Origin of the sequence: Mediterraneibacter sp. ICN-202921 (assembly GCF_037890075.1) — a bacterium.
GTDB lineage: Bacteria > Bacillota > Clostridia > Lachnospirales > Lachnospiraceae > Mediterraneibacter > Mediterraneibacter massiliensis.
The window spans coordinates 81,192-104,951 of sequence record NZ_JBBKBE010000007.1 but is presented as its reverse complement, the minus strand read 5'-3'; the positions used below and the strand labels follow the sequence as shown (position 1 = coordinate 104,951).

Below are 23,760 nucleotides of genomic sequence, written 5' to 3'. Positions count from 1 at the left end.
TTTATAAACTGCTAAGTCTTCCTTAACAGTTTAAATTGACTAACTTACAGGAAAAGTGCTCTGCGGCAGTGTTTCTGCCTCTATATGGCATACCTTTCCATAATAGCGCATTTTTTACTATAACACAAAACACTTTTTATTGTCAACATTCTTCTCTTGTTTTTTCATTTTTCTCTTGACATTTTATTTCAAATGTGATAGCAGCCACTCACATTTATATCTTCTGTATATGCAAAAAACCGCAGAAGTAAGTTTTATCTTCTGCGGTCTTAATCTCTCTTTTGGAGACGATTATTTCAGGTTTACTTCTGCGCCTTCGCCTTCCAGTTTAGCCTTGATCTCTTCAGCTTCTGCCTTAGAAACAGCTTCTTTTACTACCTTAGGAGCTCCGTCAACAAGCTCTTTTGCTTCTTTTAATCCAAGTCCTGTGATCTCACGAACAGCCTTGATTACTTTAACCTTAGAAGAACCAGCAGATACAAGTTCTACATCAAACTCATCTTTTTCTTCAGCTGCTGCTGCTTCTCCGCCTGCTGCTGCAACTACAACACCTGCTGCTGCAGATACACCAAATTCTTCTTCACAAGCTTTTACTAATTCATTTAATTCTAATACTGATAACTCTTTGATTGCTTCAATCATTTCAGCTGTTGTCAATTTAGCCATTTTTATTTCCTCCATATCATTTCTTTTATTTTTTATACAACTGCCTGTCTTACTTGTACCAGGCTCTTATTCTTCTGCCGGTGCCGCTGCTTCTTCAACAGGAGCTTCTGCCGGTGCTTCTTCTTCAGCCGGAGCCGCTTCACAATTCTCTGCGCCGCCTTTTTCTGCGATCTGATTAATAACACGAGCAAAGTTTGTGATCGGTGACTGTATACTTCCAAGCAACTTGGAAAGTAATTCATCTCTGGATGGAATCTTAGCAAGTTCTGTCAATCCCGCTGTATCGTAAACTGTTCCTTCTACGACACCGCCTTTTAATTCCAGCTTGTCTGCCGTCTTAGCAAAATTGCAGAGGATTCTTGCCGGTGCTGTAGCGTCATCTTTGGAAACTGCCAATGCGCTTGGTCCTTCCAGATGTTCTTCCAGACCTTCACATACAGTTCCTTCGAAAGCTCTTTTCATCATTGTGTTCTTATATACTTTGTAAAGCACACCTGCTTCTCTGAGCTGTTTACGCAGTTCTGTGTCCTGTGCCACAGTAAGACCACGATAATTTACAAGAACAACTGACTCAGCATCTTTAATTTCTTCTGCGATTGCATCTACGATTGGTTGTTTTAATTCAACTTTTGCCACTTTCTGGTACACCTCCTTATTTTATTTGCGTATACTGCCTATACCCGGAGGGGTTTTACTATAAAAATAAAAACCCTCTGCGCACAAAGACACAGAAGGCTCTAAATTCCTTACAAGAATTTCACTCATCCTCGGCAGGCGTTTTCAACTTATGCCTTACGGCACCTGCTGTCTTTGGCAGTTACTAATATAAAATAGCACGTTATCTACATACTGTCAAGCATTTTCTTCATTTTAGCAATTTTAAAAGCGGCAGAAAACATCCCTCTGCCGCCCCTGTATTTCTTTTTAAAATCTATGCCAGCTTCAGTGGGTTTACCTTCACGCTAGGTCCCATTGTAGATGTCAGAACGATACTCTTTAAATACTGTCCTTTCACCGCTGCCGGTTTTGCTTTATTGATCGCATCAATAAGCGTCTGGAAGTTGTCCGCTAATTGTTCTTCGGTAAAAGATGCTTTACCGATCGGCACATGGATAATGTTTGTCTTGTCAAGTCTGTATTCAATCTTACCAGCTTTGATATCATTGATCGCTTTTGTCACGTCCATTGTAACAGTACCCGCCTTCGGATTTGGCATTAAACCTTTTGGTCCGAGTACACGTCCGAGACGTCCTACCACACCCATCATATCCGGTGTAGCGACAACAACGTCAAAATCCAGCCATCCTTCATTCTGGATCTTCGGGATCAATTCATCTCCACCTACAAAGTCTGCTCCCGCAGCTTTTGCTTCTTCTGCTTTCGCATCCTTTGCAAATACAAGAATACGCACTTTCTTTCCTGTTCCGTGAGGAAGTACGACTGCACCACGGATCTGCTGATCAGCGTGACGTCCGTCACATCCTGTTCTGATATGAGCTTCGATTGTTTCATCAAATTTTGCTACTGCTGCCTTTTTCACTAATGCTACCGCTTCTTCTTTGTCGTAAAGATTTCCTCTTTCGATCAGTTTAGCAGCTTCAATATATTTCTTTCCTCGTTTCATTTATATAACCTCCTTGTGGTATTGGCGGGAACGAACCCCTCCCACTTTTGCATTTACTCTTCTACAGTTACACCCATGGAACGGCAAGTTCCTGCGATCATGCTCATTGCCGCCTCAACAGTTGCCGCATTTAAGTCTGGCATCTTTGTCTCAGCGATCTCCTGCAACTGTGCCTTTGTGATCGTAGCAACTTTTGTCTTGTTCGGCACGCCTGAACCAGATTTAAGCTTACATGCTTTTTTGATCAGTACTGCTGCCGGCGGTGTCTTTGTGATGAAGCTGAAACTTCTATCATTATATACCGTGATCACAACAGGAATAACTAAATCTCCCTGATCAGCAGTTCTGGCATTGAACTGTTTTGTAAATTCCACGATATTTACACCATGCTGTCCAAGTGCAGGACCAACCGGTGGTGCCGGAGTTGCTTTTCCAGCAGGAATCTGTAACTTGATATAACCTTCTACTTTTTTTGCCATTGTTCATTACCTCCTTGTGGTATTGGCGGGATCAGCGTATCCCTCCCACGCATTTTCAATCCATCTTTCTTACTTCTGAAAAACTAAGTTCAACCGGAGTCTCACGGCCAAACAACTCTACATTGATCGACAGGCTCTGCTTCTGTTCATTCATACTCTGGATCACACCCACAGTGCCTTCCCATGCTCCGCTTAACACAGAGACAGTATCTCCGACCGCAAAATCCACCACGATATTTTCCTGCTTGATCCCCAATCCTGCCATCTCTCCTTCTTCCAAAGGAACCGGCTTAGATCCAGGACCAACAAACCCGGTTACGCCGCGCGTATTTCGCACAACATACCAAGTGTCGTCGTTCATGATCATATGGATCATCACATAACCCGGAAACATTTTTTTCTGGCTTGCTTTCTGGACGCCATTTTTCAATTCTACAACTTCCTGCATCGGAACTCGTACTTCTAAAATCTGATCCTCCAGATGACGGTTTTCAATGGTCTTATCAATGTTCGCTTTTACTTTGTTTTCATACCCTGAATAAGTATGAACCACATACCATTTTGCCTCTGACATAAAATCACCTTTCTGCTTTAGGTCCGGCTATTTCACCAATAAGTCTATCCCATATTTCAGGATGATATCGATCACCGTGATCAACACCCCTAAAAATACAGAAGTTACAACTACTGCCGCCGTCTTTCTTGCAAGTGTTATCTTGTCTGGCCAAATAACTTTGCGAAATTCTGCCTGAAGTCCTTTGAACCAGCTTTTCTTCTGAGTTTTTGTTTTCTCACTCATACGTCCACTTCCCTTCAGCGACTACTTCGTCTCTTTGTGCAGTGTGTGTGATTTACAGAATTTGCAGTACTTCTTTGTCTCCATACGTTCCGGATGCGTTTTCTTGTCTTTCATCATGTTGTAATTACGATTCTTGCATTCCGTACATTCCAATGTGATTCTTGTGCGCACAACTTCCACCTCGCTTTTAACATATTCACTACGTGTTACTGATGGCTGCGAAACCATCCATTTTTAGGCATAAAAAAAAGACCTACTTCCATTCGCTAGAAAATTGTATCATAGCATAGCATGGAAGTCAAGCCTTTTTCCTGCTTTCAGCAACTCTTTCCAGTTACTGCTTTCCAATCATTATCACTTTTTCTATTCCGATACAAAGATAAATTTCACATTGCCGTCCATTCCATCCGCAATACCGCTAAAGTTATTGTAGCCTCTGGAATTCTCCAGCATTTCGTTCATTTTATCCAGCAGATCTCCTACATCACCGCTAAATACATCGACTAGTTTTTCGATCCCCTCCTCATTGAACTGGATCATACCGTCATTTAGTGTACCTGCGCCCTCATCCAGCTGCGTAACACCATCTATAAGCGTGCCAGAACCTGTCTGTAAAGTTCCCAATCCGTCTGTCAATGTGCCCGCTCCGGCGTATAAGCTTTCTGCTCCCGCTGAAACCTGCCCTGCACCGGCATACAACGCGGATAATCCGGATGACAGTCCATTCTCGCCTGCCACGCCTTCCAAAATACCGGAGGTACCTCCCTTTATCTGCGCCATTCCGGCAGAAACCTGTGCAGCAAGCCCGTTGTCTCCACTGACTGCTGTTTTCAAAGACTCCATTCCCGCCACAATACTGGGCGTTCCTGTTGAAGGTTCCCCCTTATTTAAAGCTGCGTCAAGCTGAGCAATTCCGCTGCCTACTGCCCCCTGCGCGCTTAATGCTGTACTTAAATTCTGCGCGCCTGCAGCCAAGCCCTTTTCTCCCTGGAATGACTGGTCAAACGTATACAATCCGTTTTTCACAGCTTCTGCAGCTCCCAATACTTCCTGCGGTACACCGGAAGTTTGCGCCGCTCTCTGCGAATTCACAGTATCTCTCGTCTGTTGGTCTGCAGACAGGCTTCCAATCACCGCTTCGAGTTCTTCCGCTGTTTCCCCTGTAACTGTCCCACTGGCGATCAAATTCTGAAGTGTTGTGATCTCATCCTGACTGGATGTTGTATCCGCTATGCCTGCGTCTGTTGTCGATATTCCGCTTAAATACGTATACACAGCCTCTGCTCCGCCATAGAGCGTCCCTGTATTTGCAGCAATCGCATTGATCCCCTGGCTCACAGACTGGGCGCCTGCCGCTATAGTACCCATATTCCCATTTAAGCTTTCCATTCCCTGCGCCACGGAATTGATTCCTGTATACAATGTCTCGATGCCGCCGGATAAAGCAGGAAGCTGTGTTTCCAACTGCTGCTGCATCTGTGAAACGCCTGTATCCAGTGCCTCTGCTCCCGGGACCAGAACCGACGTTACCTTATCAGACGCCGTGCCCAATCCGGCAGCAACCTGCTGTGCCCCCTCTGTCAATGTAAGTGTTCCAGTTTCCAGCGCAGTCCCGCCATTTGCCAAAGCCTGGATACCGCTTGTCAGCGTACCGGAGGAGGACAAAAGCGTATCCAGTCCTGCTTTTAATTCCCCAGAACCACTTACAAGCTGATCTGCCGCATTCTGCAGTTCTGACATAGATCCCTTTAGATCAGAAACACTGTCAAATTGATCCGCCTCCAGTTCATTAAACATATCGTTCGTTGCCACTGTGATCGCTTCCGGTGTCTGATAATTAGTTACATCCGCCTCTACTTCAAAATAGGAGGGGATCTCCAGGATATCTGTCCCTAATTTTTCCTGCATATTGGGCATACCAAGCCCGATAGCCATATTCTTGCTCCCATCCGATATAAGCTTTCCATTTATCACACTGACATTAGAAAACACTTCCTCATCCAACAGCATTCCCGTAGCCATCAAAAAAGGAACATAGGTGCCATTTTCCTCTTCTGATGTATTTTTATACGTATAGCGCATGACAAGATGACCGCTCTTTCCTTCCATTTCTTCAGCGCTGATTTCTTTTCCATCTAACGTATAAGTAATGTCCAGTCCTACGGGCAGCGTTTTATCCGTCGTCCCCTGATAGACGATATTTTGGCCATCTCCTTCCCATACCAGATTCTGTCCGCTGCTCGAGAAGTTCTCATCTCCCTTGACATTTTGTATCTCTTTCAATACAGACATATCCTTTATTTCCGATACATTTTCCACATTGTTGAGCTGGTCGGACACGATCACAGATTTCACGGTTCCATTTGCGCCTATCTTTGCATACACCGTCTCGTCTTTTACTGGTTTCGTGCTGCTTTTTGCGGTTTCTTTTTTTGTGTTGTCTTTTTTATCTGTCTGCACGGAAGTACTTTCGCTTGTCTGTGCTGTCTGTTCTTTTTCCTTCGCATATACCGGAGAACCTGCCAGGCTTCCGACCGTCAGCGCCGCAAGGAGTGTTCCTGCAACTAACATTCTAAATTCTCTGTTTTTCATATCGATTACCTCCTATATCAATTTGTCACTGCTGGTTTTTCTTCCTTTTTTCCAAGAAATCCTATCGACAATTTGCAGATAGGTTTATCAAAGACCATAAACATAGCGGGTAGCACCAGGATTACAACAAACATACTGATGATCGCTCCTCTTGCAAGCAAGGTACAGATAGATCCGATCATATCGACCTTTGAATAGCATGCCACTCCAAATGTCGCGGCAAAAAAGCTCAGCCCACTGCTTAAGATAGATAACATGCTTGTTTTATGCGCAATAGAAATCGCTTCTTTTTTCTTTCTTCCGCGTCTGCGTTCTTTTTGGTAACGGCTTGTCATCAGTATGGCATAGTCCACGGTTGCGCCCAGCTGGATCGTTCCAATAACAATGCTTGCTACAAACGGCAGACTGACGCCTTGATAATATGGAACTGCCATATTTACAAATATCGCAAATTCTATGACCGATACAAGGATTACTGGAAGAAGCAGCGATTTGAACACGATCATGATAATAAGGAAAATCGCGATGATCGATATGGCATTGACTACTTTCAGATCAATGTCCGTTACATCCTGCAGATCTTTCATCATCGGAGCCTCTCCGATCACAAGCGCTCCCTTATCGTATGATTTCACCACTTTGTCGATCTGTGCTATCTGCGCGTTGACCTCAGGCGTTGCCGACGCATATTTAGAGCAGATAAAGGCAAGTTCGTATTTATCACTCTGCAGCATACTCTTTACGTCATCCGGTATCATAGAATCAGGTACCGCCGGACCGATCAACGAGTTTAATCCCAATGTCCATTTCACTCCATCCACTTTATCGATTTCTTCATACATCTTTGCTTTTTCTTTTGCGCTTATATTTTTGTCCATCATGATCATATGGACGTTTTCCATGTCAAAATCTTCTTTTAATTTTTCATTGGCAACATTAGACTGCAAAGATTCCGGAAGTGACTGTGCGATATTATAATAAATTTCGGTATGGTTATTCCCATAGATCGCCGGAAACAGCAATATTAAAAACAAGAGGATCCAAGCTTTATAATGTTTTGTGATAAAGGCGGAAGATTTATCCACATTCTTAACAAGAGGTCTATGTTTTGTCTTTTCTATCCATTTATCAAAGATCAGGATCAGAGAAGGAAGCAGCGTCACACAGCAGATAACACCGATCACGACTCCTTTTGCCATAACGATCCCCAGATCTTTACCGAGGGCAAATGTCATAAAACAAAGTGCGGCAAACCCTGCCACTGTAGTTACGGAACTGCCGACTACAGACTTAAAAGTATTTGCGATCGCATGCCCCATCGCACGCTCCTTTTCTCCGGGAAACCGCAGCTTATTTTCTTCATAACTATTCAACAGGAAAATAGAATAGTCCATCGTAACTCCTAACTGAAGCACCGCAGTCAATGCCTGCGTGACATAGGAGATCTGCCCTAGGAAGACATTGCTTCCCAGATTATATATAATTGCCACGCCGATGCTCAATAAGAAAAATACAGGGACCAGGAAGGAGGTTCCCGTAAGTTCCAATATCAAAAATGCCAACGCCGCGGCAATCAATACATAAATCGGCAGTTCCTTCAAACAAAGATTCTTAATATCTGTTACGATTCCTGTCATGCCACTGATAAAACACTGCTCATTTGCAGCCTTTCGCATCTGCGTCAATGCATCCATTGCTTCATCTGAGGACGTCGTATTATCAAACAACGCCAACATCATTGTTGCATCCCCATGAAAAAAAGCTTCTCTTAAATCTTTCGGCAACATTTCTACCGGAAGAGAAATATCTGCCACATCATCATACCAAAGCACATCTTTGACATGCTCAACTTCACTGAATTTCTTCTCCAGCTTCTGTACATCTTTCGATTCCATGCCTTCTACTACTACCATAGAGAAGGCGCCCATTCCATATTCATCTACTAAGATATCCTGACCTTCTACCGTCTCCAGTTCCTCCGGCAGATAACTTAACAGATCGTAGTTGATACGTGTTTTTGTTATACCCAGTATAGAGGGCACCAACAAAAGGATCCCGCAAAACAAAATAAAGATCCGATGTCTGGCTATCCATTTTCCAGCCTTTATCATTTCATCATCTCCTGACTTTTTTCTTCACAGTATCATTATATACAAAAATGACCAATAGTCAATATAGAAAATGAACTTTGGTCATTTTATTGACAATTCTTATATTCAGGAGCATAATAATAGCAATACTTACCATTAGGATAAAGGAAGGTATAGGAATGGGAAAAATCGAAGTAAAAAAGAAAGAGAAAAAAAACGCCTTATTTCAAAATGCCTTTGATCTGTTTACAGATAAAGGATTTGCAAAAACTACTATTGCGGATATCGCAGAACGTGCCGGACTGGCAAAGGGAACTTTTTATCTTTATTTTAAAGACAAATATGATCTAAGAGATAAACTGGTCGTGTACAAAGCCAGTCAGCTATTTGCAGATGCCCATAATGCTATTGCAAATTATCAGAATATTTCCTTTGAAGAGCAGCTTTTATTTGTCATGGACTATATCATTGAACGCCTCCAGGCACAGCATAATCTTCTGAAATTTATTTCTAAAAATTTATCCTGGGGCATTTTCAGAAATGCTTTTTCCAGCAATGTCCCTCAGGAGTCTATCCAATTTTACGACTATTATTTAAAGTCTATGAAGCAAAATGGTATCCACTGTGAAGAACCGGAGCTTCTGCTTTTTACCATCATCGAACTGATTGGTTCTACATGCTATAACTGCATCCTGCTGGAGCAGCCCGTTTCTATGGACAAGTATCTTCCCTGGCTGCGCAAGACAATCCTGCAGATTTTTCGTACGTTTACAACACAGGAACAGCCATAAAAACCGGGGTTGCTATGAAAAAAGCACTGCTTTCATAAACAGTGCTTTTTTCGTATATCCCTTTATTCTGTTTTATACAGCTTATATCTGTTTATTTCTTTTTCTTTCCATTGAGGATATACAATATGATAAAAACGATCACCGCCGCGATCCCCAAAATAAACCATACATATATATCCGTGTTATCTCCCGTCTTAACGGCTTTTCCATCTGCATTGTCTGTCAATTTTATCCTATTGGCAGTGGTTCTATCGGTAGTGGTTCTATCGGCAGTAGATTTATCCTTTCCGCCTGAAGGAGGAACGATCTGCTCTTCTTTAGGTCTGTTTGCTACCGTAATCCGGTTATTTAAAAGTCCCACAGATATCGCCGTCTCTTGTGTCTCTATCTCATAGCCTGCGGGGGCGGATATTTCTTCAAAGATATAATTTCCTCGTTCCAGCTGTAAATTTATGACCGTCTTTTCCGGCACATCTTCACAGAGAATTCCGTCTTTATTTGTGACTAAATTCTCCATTTTTATATGATCTTTATTATGCGCCACCTCTTTGCTTCCATCTTCATCCACTTTATATATAGTAAAGACAGCTCCTTCCAATGGCTTGCTCATATTCGGAAGTCCCTTGTCGTCCTCTGCCACTTTTTGAAACTCCACTCTGCTGAATTTATCTACCTCTGCGCTGACATTACCCGGTGTCACTTTACCTTCTGTTGTATAATTTCCGCTGAGTACTGCGTCAAGCTGTGTTTTTTCATTTTTGATCGGGACACAGTTTTCATCATCCGCTGTACAAGTCGGAATCTCCTGCGCATAATAACTGCCAGTATTCAGATAGATCGGAAACTTGTTCTCATCTACTTTCGGAGAATTATTCTTTATATTCAATGTATAGACAAACGTCAAATACCCTCCCGGATCCTGCTGATTCCCTTTAAAGTTTTTGATCCGTATTTTAAAGCCTTTGCCCACTTTCTTATACAAGCCCCCATTGGCATCTATCAGCTGTTTTTCCGCCTCTGTCAGTTCCTCTCCCGCCAGTTTTTCAAGAAGGATATTTTTAGGTACTGTTACAGCCTCCATACTTTTGATCGAATCTGCGCCTGTTGTAATGTCCCTGCGCGAAAATGTCACATATTCTTCTGTATACCCGGCCTGTCTTGGCATCGAAACAGCATTTGCCTCTTCTGTCAGATAATACAGATCATAGATATAAATCTCCATCTTGCCTTCGTCATCCATATTCCCTGGTTCCGCATAATAATTACCATTCTGCAAAACTACATTATCCAGATTTCCATAATTTGTGGGAATATACACTTTCATGTTTCCATCAAATCCTATATTGACATCCGGCGTATCATAAATAACAAACTCATTCATCCTATTAAGTTCTGTACCTAGAAATATATTATATAATATATTTCCCTGTCCCAGATCACCAGACTGCTCATAAATGCCTCTTGTTTTGACAAATCTGGCTTGGGCCGGCTGTATCTCAGGTTTTTGCAAAGAAAACCTTGCCATTTTGCCGGTGTCAGAATCGTTATACTGCAGTGTATACTGAAATTCTACGTTTTCCTCATCGGGATGTTCCTGAAAATATTTTACAAGACGTGTTTTATTTACCACAAAAGGCATATTCAGCTTTGCTGTAAAAGATGCCTGTATATCAGCAAATGTAAAAACAACTCCTTTTCTCCCTGTCAGATCCAAATCCGCCAGTTTTATTCCTTCATCTTCCAATATTCTCAATTGACTTGTAGGATAATCGATCTGGATAAAATCTTTTTGGGTATCTGTCGGAACTAACTGAACCGACAGCACATCTCCTTCCGAAATAACAGGAGCATCTTCTTCATCCACATCATACATAAGCTTAACTTCTAAATTTCCCCCATCAAAAGGGCGTGTCACCCCGTCAAACAAATCTGCGCCATCCTTTGTCATTGCTGCCGCCTCCAGAAGCACAGACAAATCCTTTTCTTCAGCAGTCGCTCCTTCTTGAGCAAAAACTGCTGTTCCCCAAACAAACAGCAAACAAATCACCGCCAAAGCAGCGGCACTATACCTTCTTTTTACTTTCTTAAACATACCCCTTACTTCTATCCTTTCGCACTTATTTATAAAAGTACACAAGCACACTTTTATAATCTTTATTTTTACAAAAATAAAACTGTGCGTCTATCAATCCGCACAGTTTTATACCTATTTTGCGTGAATTCTACAAAGAATAAAAGATATTTACAAGTACAGGCAGCCCATCTTCATATGCCATACCCCTTTAAATCTTGATCTGTTTTTTATCCAGCCTCTTATATACATCTCTGCGCAGCAGGCTGTAGACCACAGATACGAGCGGAATAAAGATCAGCATACCTACCACTCCCAGTAAACTGCCGCCTATGCTGACTGCCGCCAATACCCAGATAGACGGCAGACCCACTGAACTTCCAACTACTTTGGGGTAGATCAGATTTCCTTCTATCTGCTGCAGGACCAAAAACATGATTACAAAAATCAGCGCCTGCAAAGGATCTACCATAAGGATCAGAAATGTCCCTATAAAACAGCCTATAAATGCTCCAAAAATCGGTATCAACGCTGTAAACGCAATCAAGACTCCCACCAACAATGCATACGGCATCTGGATGATTGTCATCACAACAAAAAACATAACCCCCAAAATCAGCGCTTCCAGACATTGTCCCGTAAGAAAACTGGAAAATGTACGGTAAGTCAAAGAACAAATATCCAGCATCCATTCCACACGGGATTGAGGAAGATAGGCAAACATAACCTTTCTGATCTGTATACTTAATTTTTCTTTCTGCAGCAAAATATAGCAGGCAAATACAAAGGCGATCACAAAGGTAGCCACCCCGTTTATGATCCCTGTGGCGGCAGATACAGTCGAATTCACTACATTCCCCGCACTGCTGCGAAAAAAGCCGACTATGCTGTTGATGATTTTATCCCAATCCATATTAAGTTCTTCCAGCCACGCCAGCACTTCTTTATTATCAACAAATAATTCCTCCAACCATTTCTGTGCTCGCGGCACAAATTCACTGATACTCGTTCCAAGAGATAAAAATGTCTTTCCTAATTCAGGCACAACCACAAACATAACAAGCACAATGATCCCAAATACTAAAAGGATCGTCAGTACCATACTGACCGGACGCGCCATCCTTTTCACGTGTTTATTTTCTTTCCATCGTTTATTGCGGAAGATCTTTTCCTCCAGAAAACTCATAGGCACATTTAAAATAAATGCAATAGCGCCGCCCAGAAAAAAAGGAAATACAATCCCAAACAAATAACCGATCCATTCCAGCACTGCCTCATATTTCCAAAGCAAGATCAAGATAACGATCGTAAACACAATCAGTCCTCTGAGTTTTTTTATTGTTTCTTTGTCCAGTTTCATTCTTATCTCCTTTATAACTTTCTGCTTTCAGTATTGCCTTATTCTACCACAGCATACCTGACGCCACAAGGTACTTCCTTTTCTTTTTAGACTTTCCTGTATTGATCTCCGTTTTTCGGTCTCTTTCTATGTACGGTGGAGAGCAGTATACCAAGACCGATCCCTGCGACAGTCGGAACCAGCCATCCAAATCCTGCGTCATATGCCGGCAGATTTCTAACCAGTGGTGTCAGCAGTGGGATTTGAAGTCCTTGCATATCCATTACCGTAATCACACTGGCGCCTCCGCACAACAAAACCGCACTCGGATATACCGCCCGGTATCTTCCAAGCAGACGCTGCATACAAGAGAGAAAGATCAGCAGTATCGCCAGTGGATAGATCGCGTTTAATACAGGTACAGACAATTTCAATATAGTATCCAGTCCTGCATTGGCGATCAGCATAGAGACAAAAGCGAAGATAAATACCCATTTTCTATAACTGATCCGCGGAAACACCCCCTGAAAATATTTCCCGCAGCAGCTTAAAAGTCCCACACAAGTATTAAAACAGGCAATCACAAAAATCAAAGCCAGCAGTACCGTTCCCGCCTGTCCGAACAAGGCGGAAACCATCTCCGTCAATGTCTCTGTTCCATTTGCCGCCGCCCCAAACCACGATCCTGCATTCACGCCAATGAATGTCAGCATCGCATACACAGAAAACAGTATGCCTCCTGCTATCCAGCCGGCTGACACGGTTTCCCTGACTAGATCTTCTTCTTTTTTTACCCCCTTTTCACGCAGGTTCATAACAACGATCATACCAAAATTCAGCCCTGCCAGTGTATCCATTGTCTGATACCCATCTAAAAAGCCCTTCACGGCAGGTTGTTTGATATAGTCTGCTGCCGGTACAGCCACACTTCCGTCCCACGAAAACACGGTTGCCGCAAATACAATTACGATTAAAATAAGAAGTACAGGTGTCAACTTTTTCCCTAGATATTCTGTCAGTTTTTCAGGATGGAGCGCCACGGCAAATGCCGCCGAAAAAAACAATATCGTATAGATACTCCGGATCAGCCAGATCATGTTTCCTCCTGAAAGGAAAGGCGGAACCGCCATCGAAAACGACGTACTTGCCGTCCTGGGGATTGCAAGGCAAGGGCCGATCGCCAAATATAAAAGCAGTATGTATACCTTGGAAAATAGAGGATGCACCTTGGAAGCAAGAGCTTCTAACCCATCGGATTTCGTCACAGCGATCACCCCTAATACAGGAAGACACACTGCGCTTAAAGCAAAGCCTAAAAATGCAGGCACTATGCTTCTGCCCGCCATATTGCCAAGAAATGGCGGGAAAATCAAATTTCCCGCCCCAAAAAACATAGAAAACAATGTAATCCCAATCAGTATTTTATTTTTCAAATGCAGTTTCACGTCTTCACCCTTCCATGACCTCTTTATAAGAAGCGCCTTTTTCCAAAGCCATAGTAAGTCTTGCCATATCCGTTAAGTCTCCCAGTAAGATCACACCGCACAGTCGATTATTTAAAAAGTAATATTTGTGGTACTGTCCTTTTCCCATATCCTGGAATTCTACCGTTTTATACAGCAGATTCGGATTCTTGCCGTTATCTCCTGCCGCAAATACTGCTGTATTCATTCCGTGGAATGTAAGCGCCGCTGATACCGGTGTATATTCTACTGCCTCTCCTGCCGCATTCGCCCCGGCAACACGTCCTTCTTCTGACGCCTCCGGCCAGATTGCGTAGTTTGTCCCCTGATACTGCGCACAGTCGCCGCACGCATAGATTCCCGGCACATTTGTTTCCATCTGCTGATTAACGACCACCGCACGTTCTGTCTCCAGTCCGATTTCCTTTGCCAGTTCCACATTTGCACGCACACCTGCCGATACGATCACCAGATCTGCCGGATAAGACATGCCGTCTGCTGTACGTACACCGGTCACGTGCTCGCTTCCTTCAATCGCCTCCACAGAAATGCCCGTATGGATCCGCACCCCATTTTTCTCTGCGACCTTCTTCAGCAGTTCTGCCGAACCCGCATCAAGCTGACGTCCCATGAGTACCGGAGCCACCTCCAGCACCTCTACATGCAAACCGCCCTTTTTCAATTCCCAGGCTGCTTCCAGTCCCAGAACACCGCCGCCAATCACTACTGCGTTTTTCGCTTCCTTCATCAATTCTTTTACTTGATCTACATCTGCCAGGCGTCGGATAGCAACCACTTCCGGAAGATTGCTTCCTTTCATATCCGGCACAAAGCACTCACTTCCAAGTGCATAGATCAACTTCGTAAAATGTATCCTGCTCCCATCGTCCAGGCAGACTTCCTTTTTCTGTGTATCTACCGATACGATCTGTCTGCCCAGTATCTGGTATATTTTATTTTCCTCATACCAGCCTGCACTCTCTATGGCGATCTGCTCTGCAGTAAGTCCCGCAACGATTGATTTTGTCAGCATAGGCCGGTTATAGGAAAGATAGGGCTCATTCGAGATCATCGTGATCGCGCCTGTTTTATCTCTCTCCCGGATAGCTTTGGCCGCATTGAAGCCTGCCGCGCCATTTCCAAGAATCACATAATATTCTTCTGTATTGTTCTCAAACCCAGTCTCTTCTGCCTCAACCGGAACGAAATTTTCCTTTCCCACTCCGCATACCGGACAGATCTCCAGAGAAGCGTCAAATATCTCACCGCATACCAAACATTTCACAAGACTCCTTGTCCCTTTCTTCTGCGGACGCACAGGTTCTTTTTCCTGCACAAGACACCCAAACTGATATCCATATTCATAAGCACTTACCAGATCGGCCTCCGACGGCTTAAAACGTATCCGAAAGCCTTCACACACTTTCATCCTAAGCTGCTTTAGCCGCTGTATGATATTGGGAACTCCTTCTCCACTCCATCCATAGCTTCCAAACGCTGAGGCATGTTTACCTCCGTGGGTACCCGCAAACATATTCAAGGTCAGTTCCCAGATCGGTCTGAGCGCTTCACCTACGATTGTCGGTGTCCCGAACAGTATACCATCTGCAAACAACAATTCTTCATTTACTTTTACCTCGTCCGCTTCCACCATATCATAAGAACGTACATCAATGTCTCCGCTGTCTTTCACCCCTTCCGCTATCTTCTCTGCCAGTGTTTTCGTATAGCCATATGCACTTACATAGGGAATGATGACTGTCTTTCTAGGATTAGGATTGACAACTGTGGACCATTCTCTGTATTGCTTCATCACTGCTTTGATACGTTCGCCTACAAGCACAGGACCATGTCCTGTGCAGACCATTGTAATATCCATATGTTCCACCCTGTCCAACGCTTTTAACATAAACGGCTTAAATGGTCCGATGATACAGTCATAATAATATTTCAGTGCCTTCTGGTAATCTGCCTCTTTTGTGCTCTTTGTGGATACGACCTCCGGCAGACAGTAATGCGCGCCAAAAGAATCACAGGTTACCAATATCTGCTCCTCTTCAATAAAAGTATACATTGTATCTGGCCAGTGCAGATTCGGCACAAACATAAAACGCAGCGTCTTATTGCCAATCGTCATTGTCTGTTCGTCTTTTACTGCGATACTGACAAAATCTCTGTTCACGATTTCCTTCAAAAATCCGATCGCGCATCCTGTAGCAAGAATCTTCATCTGCGGACTATAATCTAAAAGCCGCTCCACACTGCCGGCATGATCCGGTTCTGTATGGCTGACTACCAGATAATCGATTTTTGTGACATCGATCACTTCTTTTAACTTTTCCAGATATTCCTCAAAAAATTTCGCCTTTGCCGTCTCAAATAAAACGATCTTATCTCCCGCCTTCATCACGTAGGAATTATACGTCGTACCAAATTCTGTATACATGATGATGTCAAATACTCTTAACTGATCATCCACAATTCCTGTCCAATAAAAATCATCTCTTAATTTTACCGCTTTCATAGAATCCTCCTTTTATCATCTTCAAATAGTATTTGCGAATTCTTCGACTCCGTCTGCGATTCCTTGTATGATCTGTGCCTGGTAATCCGGCTGTGACATACGCATGTCTTCATCTGGATTCGTCATATACCCTACCTCTACGATTGTAACCGGTATCTGGCTCCAGTTATTTCCACTCATAGTATCTGTCTCCCATACCCCCTGACTGATACATCCGGTTGCATTTACCAGATGGTTAAGTACACAGTCTGACAAATACCTGGAAGACTGATATAACTGCGGTACATATGGATTATCCGGTGTCGTACAGATCGTCATCGCTCCCTGTACCGATGTATCCTCCGAACCATTGGCATGTATACGTACACATGCAGAAGCTCCGGCATTATTCATGATCTCTGCTCTTTCCACACAGCTTCGCGGTTCTTCATTGTTTTCCCGTGTCATCACAATCGTGTACCCTCTGTTTTCCAATTCCGCCTTCAGCTGCTGCGCCAAAGCAAGCGTAAGTTCATATTCCGGCATACCTGTGCTGATGCCGCTTGTTCCATATGTGTCTCCCGCCTTATACTCTTGCGCGCCAGGTCCCACCGGTTCCTGCTTTTCTTCTACCACACTGGAATGCCCTGGATCTATAACGATCGTGATTCCTTTTTTCTTTGCTGCTTCTTCCGCTTCTTTTCTGGCTTGTTCTGCTTTCTCCTGTTCTTCCTCTCGCGCCTTTCTGCGCGCTTCCTCCTGCGCCGCCTTTTGTTCTGCTTCCCTTTGCTGTTCTTCTTCCTTCTCCTTTTCAGAAGTTTCTTCTGCTTTATGGCATCCAAAGAGCACAAGGGAAGCACACAATACCGCACACAAAATGCCTCCCCTTATTCTCCGTTTTCTTCTTACTTCCACTGTCTTTTCCTTCCCTCTTTCCCATACTGCCGCTTTTTACTTCTTACTGATCCAGTTGGTAACCGTTTGCATCCTTTGCATACTCTGCACTTTTCAAAAGTTCTATATTTTTCTTCTCCGTCTCGCTCAAAGAATCCGCATAATTCGCGTCAAATTCTTCCGGACTGATAGTGCCGTGATACCAGCTCTTACTATTAAAATATTCCTGCAGTTCCGGAGAGCTAAATTTTCTTCCATAGCGGGCAAAAATTTCATTTTTGGCATAATTAAGCTCCTGTAATGTCAGATCAGAAATGTCAGACTGGGTCAGCAATTTCGTAGAACTATCCGGCAAGATATAGTCTGCTTCCAATCTGTCCGCCGTCTCTTTTTTATCTTTCGTCTTATCTTTCTTTTCCTGTTCTTCCTTTGCCTTTTCTTCTGCTTCTTTCTCCGCCTTTTCTTCAGCCGCTTTTTCCTCTGCTTCTTTCTCCGCTTTCTCTTTTTCTTCCTGTTCTTTCTTTTCTTCCGCTTCCCTCGCCTCTTTTTCTTTACGTTCTTCTTCAGCTGCTTTTTCCTGCTTCATGTGTACATAATACACACCGCCGCCCACGCCGGCGATTATGATAAACGCCGCAAGGATACAGATTACGGCAATCAACGGACCGCGCGATTTTTTCTTTCCGCCTTTTCCTGTAACTTGTTCTTCCTGAAAATCTTGTATCTCATCTTCTATCTCTGCCAGATCCCTTCCACATTCTGCGCAGAACCGGTCGTCTCCTTCATTCCATGCACCGCAGAAAGGACAAAAACTCCCTTTCTCTTTCTTTTTGCTTTCTTTTGGCGGGATCTTTGCTCCGCAATTCTCACAAAACGCAGATCCTTCTGTTACTTTACTGCCACAATTTGGACATTTCATCTGATTGTTCCTCCTACTCCTTCTTTAAATGCTGCTATACCATATACATCTATTGTCTCATATTACACGAGACAATTCGAGTATATTTTGCAATTTTCTTTTGCTTAGGATCTCCCGGGTGATTTTTTCTTGTCCTGCCCTAAGTTCATCCTATTTACCTGTGCTGACAGCCCCAGTTTCCTTTCCGTCTCTTTGAGCCTTTCTTCAAATTCAGGATAGAAACCGCCGTCTATAGGCATTTCCTTTAGGTCCTGCTGCCCGTAAGGCGTCTGATAAAATGTCCGCAGGATATACAGCGTCAAGATCCTGGCATTTTCTTCATCCAATGTTTGCAGTGCCTGTTCACATGCCAGACAAAAATTGTGCCATTTAAAAATATATGACTCATAGTCTTTTATCTGTTCCGTCTCCAGCCACTTTTTCACTTTTACCTTGCCCCGCATACCCTTTTTACATTCATGTATTTGCAGAAAATACTTAAATCCATCTTCTTCATAGTAGCGTCCCAGAGGAAACAGCCTGCATATACCCGGTCTGAACGCATGTATACTGCATCTGCCCTGTGCATCCAAATATGTACACGCCTCTGTCTCCCCTGTCATTTTCAGATTTGGAAGGACCAGCCCATCCACTACATGCAGCTCTACACCAGTCTCCAGAAGCTGCGCAAAGCTAACATGCAGTCCTCTGCACAACCTATGGATATCCAGCGGATCCAATACGACCGACGTTCCCATTGCGCGGCAACATGCAGAACAGCCTTCACATCCCCGGCAGTCTGCCCTTACCATGTCATTGGCCGTATAGAGCCTTCCATCTGAAATCTCAGACAATTCCACCTGTCTTTTCATTGTTCCCCTCACTTTCTCCACCGGGCAAGGCCAGACTTAACTGCTGATAACCGATTTCTTTTCTGCGTCTGACTGCCTCTTCTTTTTTAAGCATACCTGGATCAAGTATTTTTAAAAATCCAGACTCTTCCTCTGCAAATGTGAGGATCAATTCCTCTTTTGCTCTTGTCATTCCCACATAGAGCAGACGTCTCTCTTCTTCTACATCTACAGGATATTTTCCGTTTTCCAGCGGAATACACCCTTTTTTCACTCCGCAGATAAATACCGCCGGAAATTCCAACCCCTTCGCGCCATGTAAGGTCATAAGCGTAACAGCGCCGGCGCTGTACTCTTTATCACCACAGCGTCTTAGATCACTCTCCACGCCAAAAGTCAGCGCCTGCATAAGATCATCCATTTTATCATAGAACACAGCCATCTTGGCCAGTTTTTTCATAGCTGCATTCTCCACAAGCCCCATCTCCTCTATCCAGAGCTGTATAAACTCCTGTGGAGATTTCTGCGCATAAAGCGAGGCAAATCTCTGTGCCGTCTTATCCACGATCTCCTCAGACAACACAGAATTCTCCAATTTCCACAGCCAGGCAAGGCTTTGCTCCTTGGCACATAGATTCTCACGATTCTGTATATATCTAAAAAACTGGATACTTCCCTGCACATTTTCTTCTTCAAGAAAACTTTCTCTTCCTGCTACAATATAAGGAATCCCTTCCTTTTTCAGACAGGTTTCCAAAAGCTGCGCCTGTCTGTGCGTACGGTAAAGTACCACAATCTCATCAAACCCCCTCACTTTTCTCTCCTGCCTATGTTCCGCATGCCTCTGCGCTTCTAACATACCAAGCCCTCCTGTAAGGCTTCCGATCTCCTTTGCGATAAAAATCGCTTCTGCCATATCGGACTGCGCATGGACAAGACGCGCCGGGATATTGGAAGGGCAATTTGCGCGCAGCGCCTGTCTGCCGCCTGGATTTTCCGAAATAACCGCAAATGCTGCCGATAAGATTTCAGGAGATGACCGATAATTTTCTTCCAGTTCTATCACACATACATCTGGCATTGCCTTCTTAAGCCTCTCAAAACAGCCTGCATCTGCGCCCCGAAATCCATAGATCGACTGATCCGCGTCTCCGATCACGAATAGTTCTCTGCCCGCACTTCTCCATAGCCACATCAATTCCATCTGTATAGGATTCATATCCTGAAATTCATCGATCAACAGATAAGAAAACCTTTTTTCCCATCCCGGAACCATCTCTTTACTTCGTATCTTCTCCACTGTCTTTACAAGTAAGTCGTCAAAATCCAAAAGCCGCCTGTTCTCAAGTTCCTCCGCATAACTCTTATATACTGCCTGCCATTCTTCCTCTTCTGTCACGCGCTGCTCTATACCAGCCTTCTGTCTGGAGACTGCTTCCAAAAATTCACGAGCCGACATCGGATATGTCTGTGCCTCTAATACCTGTTCAGCGATTTCTTGCGCCTCCGCTCTGTCGATCAGTGTAAATTCCATTCCCTGTTCTTTTAGAAGCGTAAGACACACTGCATGAAAGGTTCCGATCTGTAAATGAGAAAGGCGCCTGTTTTTCCCCATCTCTTTCTGTACTCTTTCATATAACTGTGCTGCCGCAAGATTAGTAAATGTCACAGCTGTGATCTCCGACGGTTTTACTTTTCTGTTCTTTAACAGATAGACGATCCTGGAAACTAAGGTTTTTGTTTTCCCTGTGCCCGGTCCTGCCGACACGGCAATATCTCTTCCCGACGTTTCTACAGCTTTCTTCTGCTTAGAGTTCAGCCCTTTTGTCCTATCTGCCGGTATCGTCTGTGCCTGTATCGTTTCTGGCTCTGCTTTTCTGCCGTTTTTATCTGCCTTCACAGGCGTCATCCGCTCTCTTCTTGGCTTTTCCGATCCAATGCCAAGAGTGTCAAAAAAATTCATCTGTCCATCCAGTTCTTCTATTTCCCGTGCATCAAAAAGCTGTATCGTCCCATATTCTCCATCGAATCCCGGAATCCTCTCTACCTTGCCGCTTCGCAGCCGTTTAATCCCCTCTGCAAGCCGCCGTCCCGATACTCGCATGATCTCCTCTGCCGGGATCGTCCGCAAGATCTCAAACTCCGGTCCAAGACAATGCAGCATATGCTGATATTCTTTCTGCACTTTCACACTTGCCGCAGAGTATCCCATGGACGCTCCGATTACTTCCGGAAGCGGCACAAGACTTTCAAAAGGCTTTGCTCCTTCTTTTATAAATCCTTCCGCACGGTCTGCCAGCTGCTCTACTCTATGCGAAACTCCGATCGTGATCTTCCTTCCGCATACCGGGCAGATCCCCTTATATTTCTCCGTCTCCAAAGGAGTAAGACACAAATTACATTTCCGGTGCCCATCCATATGATATTTCCCCTCTTCCGGGAAAAATTCGATTGTTCCGACCAGACCTTCTCCTTGCTGGATTGCCTTATACAACCCCGCATAAGACAACTCTATATCCAGCATATTTGCCTCTCTTCCCAGCTTTGCGGGAGAATGCGCGTCCGAATTCGAAAGGAGCTGATACCCGTCTAATGCGGAAATCCTCCAGTTCATCGGCGGATCAGAGGACAGACCGGTCTCCATCGCATGGATATGGGCAGACAAATCTTCAAAGCATTCCTCCACTGTATCAAACCCGGAAAATGCTCCGAACAATGAAAAATGCGGTGTCCATATGTGAGCTGGAACATACATCGCATTGGGACAGATCTCCAAGACAATTTCCAATAAATCTCGGCAGTCTACACCCAGTATGGGTCTGCCGTCAGAATGGATATTTCCAATCTCCTCCAACTTTTCCGCTATTTTTTCCGCCGCCTCCAATCCCGGCAGTATAAGCAGACTATGTACCTTGCGCACACGCCCGTTCTTTTTATAGATCGAACTGATCTCTCCAGTGATCACAAACCGCGGCTCAAAGGCGTCTGTCGCTGCGTCATCCAGAAGCCGGTACTCCTTTTTTAATACATACATTCCATCTTCCGCAGGTTTTAACTTCTCTTTTAATTCTTCCCGCCATGCCGGATGTGTAAAGTCGCCGCTTCCGACAATCTGTATCCCCTTTTTCCTTGCCCATAGTTCCAAGTGTTCCGGCGTACACTCCCTGCTGGTAGCACGGGAATATCTGGAATGTATATGCAGATCAGCAATCAACATCTTATTTCCTTCTCTCCTGTATGGATAAAATCCTGTTCTTATTATAAACTATTTTTCTTTTTTGTGTATATCATTTTTCTCTTTATCCTACATGTTGTCCTACACGTTCAGCTTCTGATTTTGCTGCAGACCCGCTTACTATGCAGATTTATCCTGCATAGCAATTCACTGCCGCTTGACAGCAGAGCAAGCGGGGATTAAAATAAAATCATTGTTATAAAAATGACAATATAAGCAATCTCGATCCTTTTCTCAGAAAGCTTATTTTGTCCACAAAGGAGGGCCTGTTATGGCAAATATTTTAATCAGCCCCAGCAAATATGTGCAGGGTGCAGGAGAACTGAAAAAACTGGGAGCATACGCTGAAAAATACGGCAAAAAGGCATTGATCCTCATCACTGCTTCCGGATACAAAAGATGCGGCGGCACAGTAGAGGCAGGTTTTAAAGACAGCAGCGCACAGATCGTATTTGACTATTTCAACGGAGAGTGCAGTAAAAATGAGATCAACCGACTAACAGCTATTGTTGAAAAAGAAAACTGTGATATGGTCATTGGTATCGGTGGAGGGAAAATTCTGGACACAGCCAAAGCTGTCGCCTATTATAAATCCCTGCCTGTGCTGATCTGTCCTACGATCGCTTCTACAGATGCACCTTGCAGCGCGCTTTCTGTGATCTATACAGATGACGGTGTATTTGAAGAATATCTCTTCCTTCCGGCGAATCCAAATATGGTGCTTATGGATACCGACATCATTGCAAAATCTCCTGTCCGACTGACAGTATCCGGCATGGGAGACGCACTCGCAACCTACTTTGAGGCAAGGGCTTGTCAGGCAAGCAGCGCTACAACATGTGCCGGTGGGCAGATCACTTCCGCCGCGATCGCATTGGCAAAGCTTTGTTTTGACACGCTCATGGAAGAAGGCATAAAGGCAAAACTCGCACTGGAAACCGGCGCTTTAACTCCCGCAGTAGAAAAAGTCATCGAAGCCAACACACTATTAAGCGGCATTGGTTTTGAGAGCGGCGGTCTTGCCGGAGCTCATGCGATCCACAACGGTTTCACTGTGCTGGAGGAATGTCACCATATGTATCACGGTGAAAAAGTAGCCTTTGGCACGATCACACAGCTTGTCCTGGAAAATATCCCTGCTGAGGAATTGGAAGACATCATCGACTGGTGCATCGAACTGGGACTTCCGGTCACATTAAAAGAATTAGGTATCACAGAAGTCACAGACGAAAAGCTCATGCAAGTCGCAGAAGCGGCATGTGCCGAGAATGATACCCTGCACAATATGCCTTTCCCTGTAACTCCAGATTCCGTATGTGCTGCCATTAAAGCGGCTGACGCCTACGGCAGATATTTCTTAGGAGAATAATACCTGGATTTCTTCTTAGGATAAAATGCAAATGGCAAACTGACTTCCGTCAGGAAAAAGCAACAGCGTGAGGCTGATCTTTCATTTGAAATATCG

At 44.0% G+C, this 23,760-nt stretch carries 19 protein-coding genes and 1 other annotated feature; of the genes, 2 read left to right on the top strand and 17 right to left on the bottom strand.

What is annotated here, in order from left to right; genetic code table 11:
- Positions 1-291: 291 nt before the first annotated feature.
- The 9 genes from rplL to WKT01_RS07955 all read right to left on the bottom strand — a co-directional run bounded on the left by rplL (position 292) and on the right by WKT01_RS07955 (position 8,271).
- A complete protein-coding gene (rplL, locus tag WKT01_RS07995; RefSeq protein ID WP_059066494.1) occupies positions 292-666 on the bottom strand; it encodes a 50S ribosomal protein L7/L12 in 375 nt (124 codons plus the stop codon).
- 66 nt (positions 667-732) lie between these two features.
- Complete coding sequence (rplJ, locus tag WKT01_RS07990) at positions 733-1,302, bottom strand: 50S ribosomal protein L10 (RefSeq protein ID WP_059066493.1); 570 nt, start codon at positions 1,300-1,302, stop codon at positions 733-735.
- A 58-nt stretch (positions 1,303-1,360) separates the two neighbouring features.
- Positions 1,361-1,498: a sequence feature (ribosomal protein L10 leader region), on the bottom strand.
- 99 nt (positions 1,499-1,597) lie between these two features.
- Positions 1,598-2,290 carry a 50S ribosomal protein L1 gene (rplA, locus tag WKT01_RS07985; RefSeq protein WP_059066492.1) on the bottom strand — a complete coding sequence of 231 codons (693 nt, stop codon included), beginning with the start codon at positions 2,288-2,290 and terminating at the stop codon, positions 1,598-1,600.
- A gap of 53 nt (positions 2,291-2,343) precedes the next feature.
- Complete coding sequence (rplK, locus tag WKT01_RS07980; RefSeq protein WP_059066491.1) at positions 2,344-2,769, bottom strand: 50S ribosomal protein L11; 426 nt, start codon at positions 2,767-2,769, stop codon at positions 2,344-2,346.
- A gap of 55 nt (positions 2,770-2,824) precedes the next feature.
- On the bottom strand, positions 2,825-3,343 hold the full coding sequence (gene nusG / locus WKT01_RS07975; RefSeq protein WP_059066490.1) for a transcription termination/antitermination protein NusG: 519 nt from the start codon (positions 3,341-3,343) through the stop codon (positions 2,825-2,827).
- Between the two features lie 27 nt (positions 3,344-3,370).
- Positions 3,371-3,568, bottom strand: coding sequence for a preprotein translocase subunit SecE (gene secE, locus WKT01_RS07970; RefSeq protein WP_059066489.1), 198 nt, complete (start codon positions 3,566-3,568; stop codon positions 3,371-3,373).
- A gap of 21 nt (positions 3,569-3,589) precedes the next feature.
- Complete coding sequence (rpmG, locus tag WKT01_RS07965) at positions 3,590-3,739, bottom strand: 50S ribosomal protein L33 (protein ID WP_059066862.1); 150 nt, start codon at positions 3,737-3,739, stop codon at positions 3,590-3,592.
- Between the two features lie 192 nt (positions 3,740-3,931).
- Positions 3,932-6,160, bottom strand: a complete 2,229-nt coding sequence (locus WKT01_RS07960) for a hypothetical protein (RefSeq protein WP_059066488.1) — start codon at positions 6,158-6,160, stop codon at positions 3,932-3,934.
- Between the two features lie 17 nt (positions 6,161-6,177).
- Entirely contained in the window at positions 6,178-8,271 is a 2,094-nt protein-coding gene (locus WKT01_RS07955) for an efflux RND transporter permease subunit (RefSeq protein ID WP_340311935.1), read from the bottom strand.
- Positions 8,272-8,429: 158 nt separating this feature from the next.
- On the opposite strand from WKT01_RS07955, the gene WKT01_RS07950 reads away from it, so the two are divergent.
- Positions 8,430-9,041 (top strand): TetR/AcrR family transcriptional regulator, encoded by a 612-nt coding sequence (locus WKT01_RS07950; RefSeq protein ID WP_340311933.1) that lies wholly within the window; start codon positions 8,430-8,432, stop codon positions 9,039-9,041.
- 91 nt (positions 9,042-9,132) lie between these two features.
- Here WKT01_RS07950 and WKT01_RS07945 read toward each other — a convergent pair whose 3' ends face one another.
- The 8 genes from WKT01_RS07945 to WKT01_RS07910 form a co-directional block, all read right to left on the bottom strand.
- Positions 9,133-11,133 carry a prealbumin-like fold domain-containing protein gene (locus WKT01_RS07945; protein ID WP_340311931.1) on the bottom strand — a complete coding sequence of 667 codons (2,001 nt, stop codon included), beginning with the start codon at positions 11,131-11,133 and terminating at the stop codon, positions 9,133-9,135.
- A 190-nt stretch (positions 11,134-11,323) separates the two neighbouring features.
- Positions 11,324-12,472, bottom strand: coding sequence for an AI-2E family transporter (locus WKT01_RS07940; protein WP_059066484.1), 1,149 nt, complete (start codon positions 12,470-12,472; stop codon positions 11,324-11,326).
- An 86-nt stretch (positions 12,473-12,558) separates the two neighbouring features.
- Positions 12,559-13,896, bottom strand: a complete 1,338-nt coding sequence (gene brnQ, locus WKT01_RS07935) for a branched-chain amino acid transport system II carrier protein (RefSeq protein WP_340311928.1) — start codon at positions 13,894-13,896, stop codon at positions 12,559-12,561.
- A gap of 4 nt (positions 13,897-13,900) precedes the next feature.
- Positions 13,901-16,438, bottom strand: coding sequence for an FAD-dependent oxidoreductase (locus WKT01_RS07930; RefSeq protein ID WP_340311927.1), 2,538 nt, complete (start codon positions 16,436-16,438; stop codon positions 13,901-13,903).
- A 21-nt stretch (positions 16,439-16,459) separates the two neighbouring features.
- Positions 16,460-17,293: an N-acetylmuramoyl-L-alanine amidase gene (locus WKT01_RS07925; protein ID WP_340311925.1), complete on the bottom strand. Its 834-nt coding sequence runs from the start codon at positions 17,291-17,293 to the stop codon at positions 16,460-16,462.
- Between the two features lie 82 nt (positions 17,294-17,375).
- Positions 17,376-18,230 carry a YARHG domain-containing protein gene (locus WKT01_RS07920; protein ID WP_059066481.1) on the bottom strand — a complete coding sequence of 285 codons (855 nt, stop codon included), beginning with the start codon at positions 18,228-18,230 and terminating at the stop codon, positions 17,376-17,378.
- 104 nt (positions 18,231-18,334) lie between these two features.
- Positions 18,335-19,081 carry a YkgJ family cysteine cluster protein gene (locus WKT01_RS07915; protein WP_117974538.1) on the bottom strand — a complete coding sequence of 249 codons (747 nt, stop codon included), beginning with the start codon at positions 19,079-19,081 and terminating at the stop codon, positions 18,335-18,337.
- On the bottom strand, positions 19,056-22,277 hold the full coding sequence (locus WKT01_RS07910; protein ID WP_340311924.1) for a UvrD-helicase domain-containing protein: 3,222 nt from the start codon (positions 22,275-22,277) through the stop codon (positions 19,056-19,058). Before WKT01_RS07910 ends, WKT01_RS07915 begins: the two co-directional genes overlap by 26 nt.
- A gap of 289 nt (positions 22,278-22,566) precedes the next feature.
- Between WKT01_RS07910 and WKT01_RS07905 the strand changes: the two genes are divergently transcribed.
- Positions 22,567-23,664, top strand: a complete 1,098-nt coding sequence (locus WKT01_RS07905; protein WP_340311923.1) for a glycerol dehydrogenase — start codon at positions 22,567-22,569, stop codon at positions 23,662-23,664.
- Positions 23,665-23,760 lie beyond the last annotated feature (96 nt).

Excerpts from the sequence above, each read along its gene's own strand:
- WKT01_RS07915 (WP_117974538.1), bottom strand. The coding sequence starts at position 19,081 with ATGAAAAGACAGGTGGAATTGTCTGAGATTTCAGATGGAAGGCTCTAT.
- rplK (WP_059066491.1), bottom strand. The coding sequence starts at position 2,769 with ATGGCAAAAAAAGTAGAAGGTTATATCAAGTTACAGATTCCTGCTGGA.
- WKT01_RS07960 (WP_059066488.1), bottom strand. The coding sequence starts at position 6,160 with ATGAAAAACAGAGAATTTAGAATGTTAGTTGCAGGAACACTCCTTGCG.
- secE (WP_059066489.1), bottom strand. The coding sequence starts at position 3,568 with ATGAGTGAGAAAACAAAAACTCAGAAGAAAAGCTGGTTCAAAGGACTT.
- WKT01_RS07905 (WP_340311923.1), top strand. The coding sequence starts at position 22,567 with ATGGCAAATATTTTAATCAGCCCCAGCAAATATGTGCAGGGTGCAGGA.
- WKT01_RS07940 (WP_059066484.1), bottom strand. The coding sequence starts at position 12,472 with ATGAAACTGGACAAAGAAACAATAAAAAAACTCAGAGGACTGATTGTG.
- rplL (WP_059066494.1), bottom strand. The coding sequence starts at position 666 with ATGGCTAAATTGACAACAGCTGAAATGATTGAAGCAATCAAAGAGTTA.
- WKT01_RS07950 (WP_340311933.1), top strand. The coding sequence starts at position 8,430 with ATGGGAAAAATCGAAGTAAAAAAGAAAGAGAAAAAAAACGCCTTATTT.
- WKT01_RS07955 (WP_340311935.1), bottom strand. The coding sequence starts at position 8,271 with ATGATAAAGGCTGGAAAATGGATAGCCAGACATCGGATCTTTATTTTG.
- rplA (WP_059066492.1), bottom strand. The coding sequence starts at position 2,290 with ATGAAACGAGGAAAGAAATATATTGAAGCTGCTAAACTGATCGAAAGA.
- WKT01_RS07920 (WP_059066481.1), bottom strand. The coding sequence starts at position 18,230 with ATGAAATGTCCAAATTGTGGCAGTAAAGTAACAGAAGGATCTGCGTTT.
- nusG (WP_059066490.1), bottom strand. The coding sequence starts at position 3,343 with ATGTCAGAGGCAAAATGGTATGTGGTTCATACTTATTCAGGGTATGAA.
- WKT01_RS07930 (WP_340311927.1), bottom strand. The coding sequence starts at position 16,438 with ATGAAAGCGGTAAAATTAAGAGATGATTTTTATTGGACAGGAATTGTG.
- WKT01_RS07910 (WP_340311924.1), bottom strand. The coding sequence starts at position 22,277 with ATGTTGATTGCTGATCTGCATATACATTCCAGATATTCCCGTGCTACC.
- WKT01_RS07945 (WP_340311931.1), bottom strand. The coding sequence starts at position 11,133 with ATGTTTAAGAAAGTAAAAAGAAGGTATAGTGCCGCTGCTTTGGCGGTG.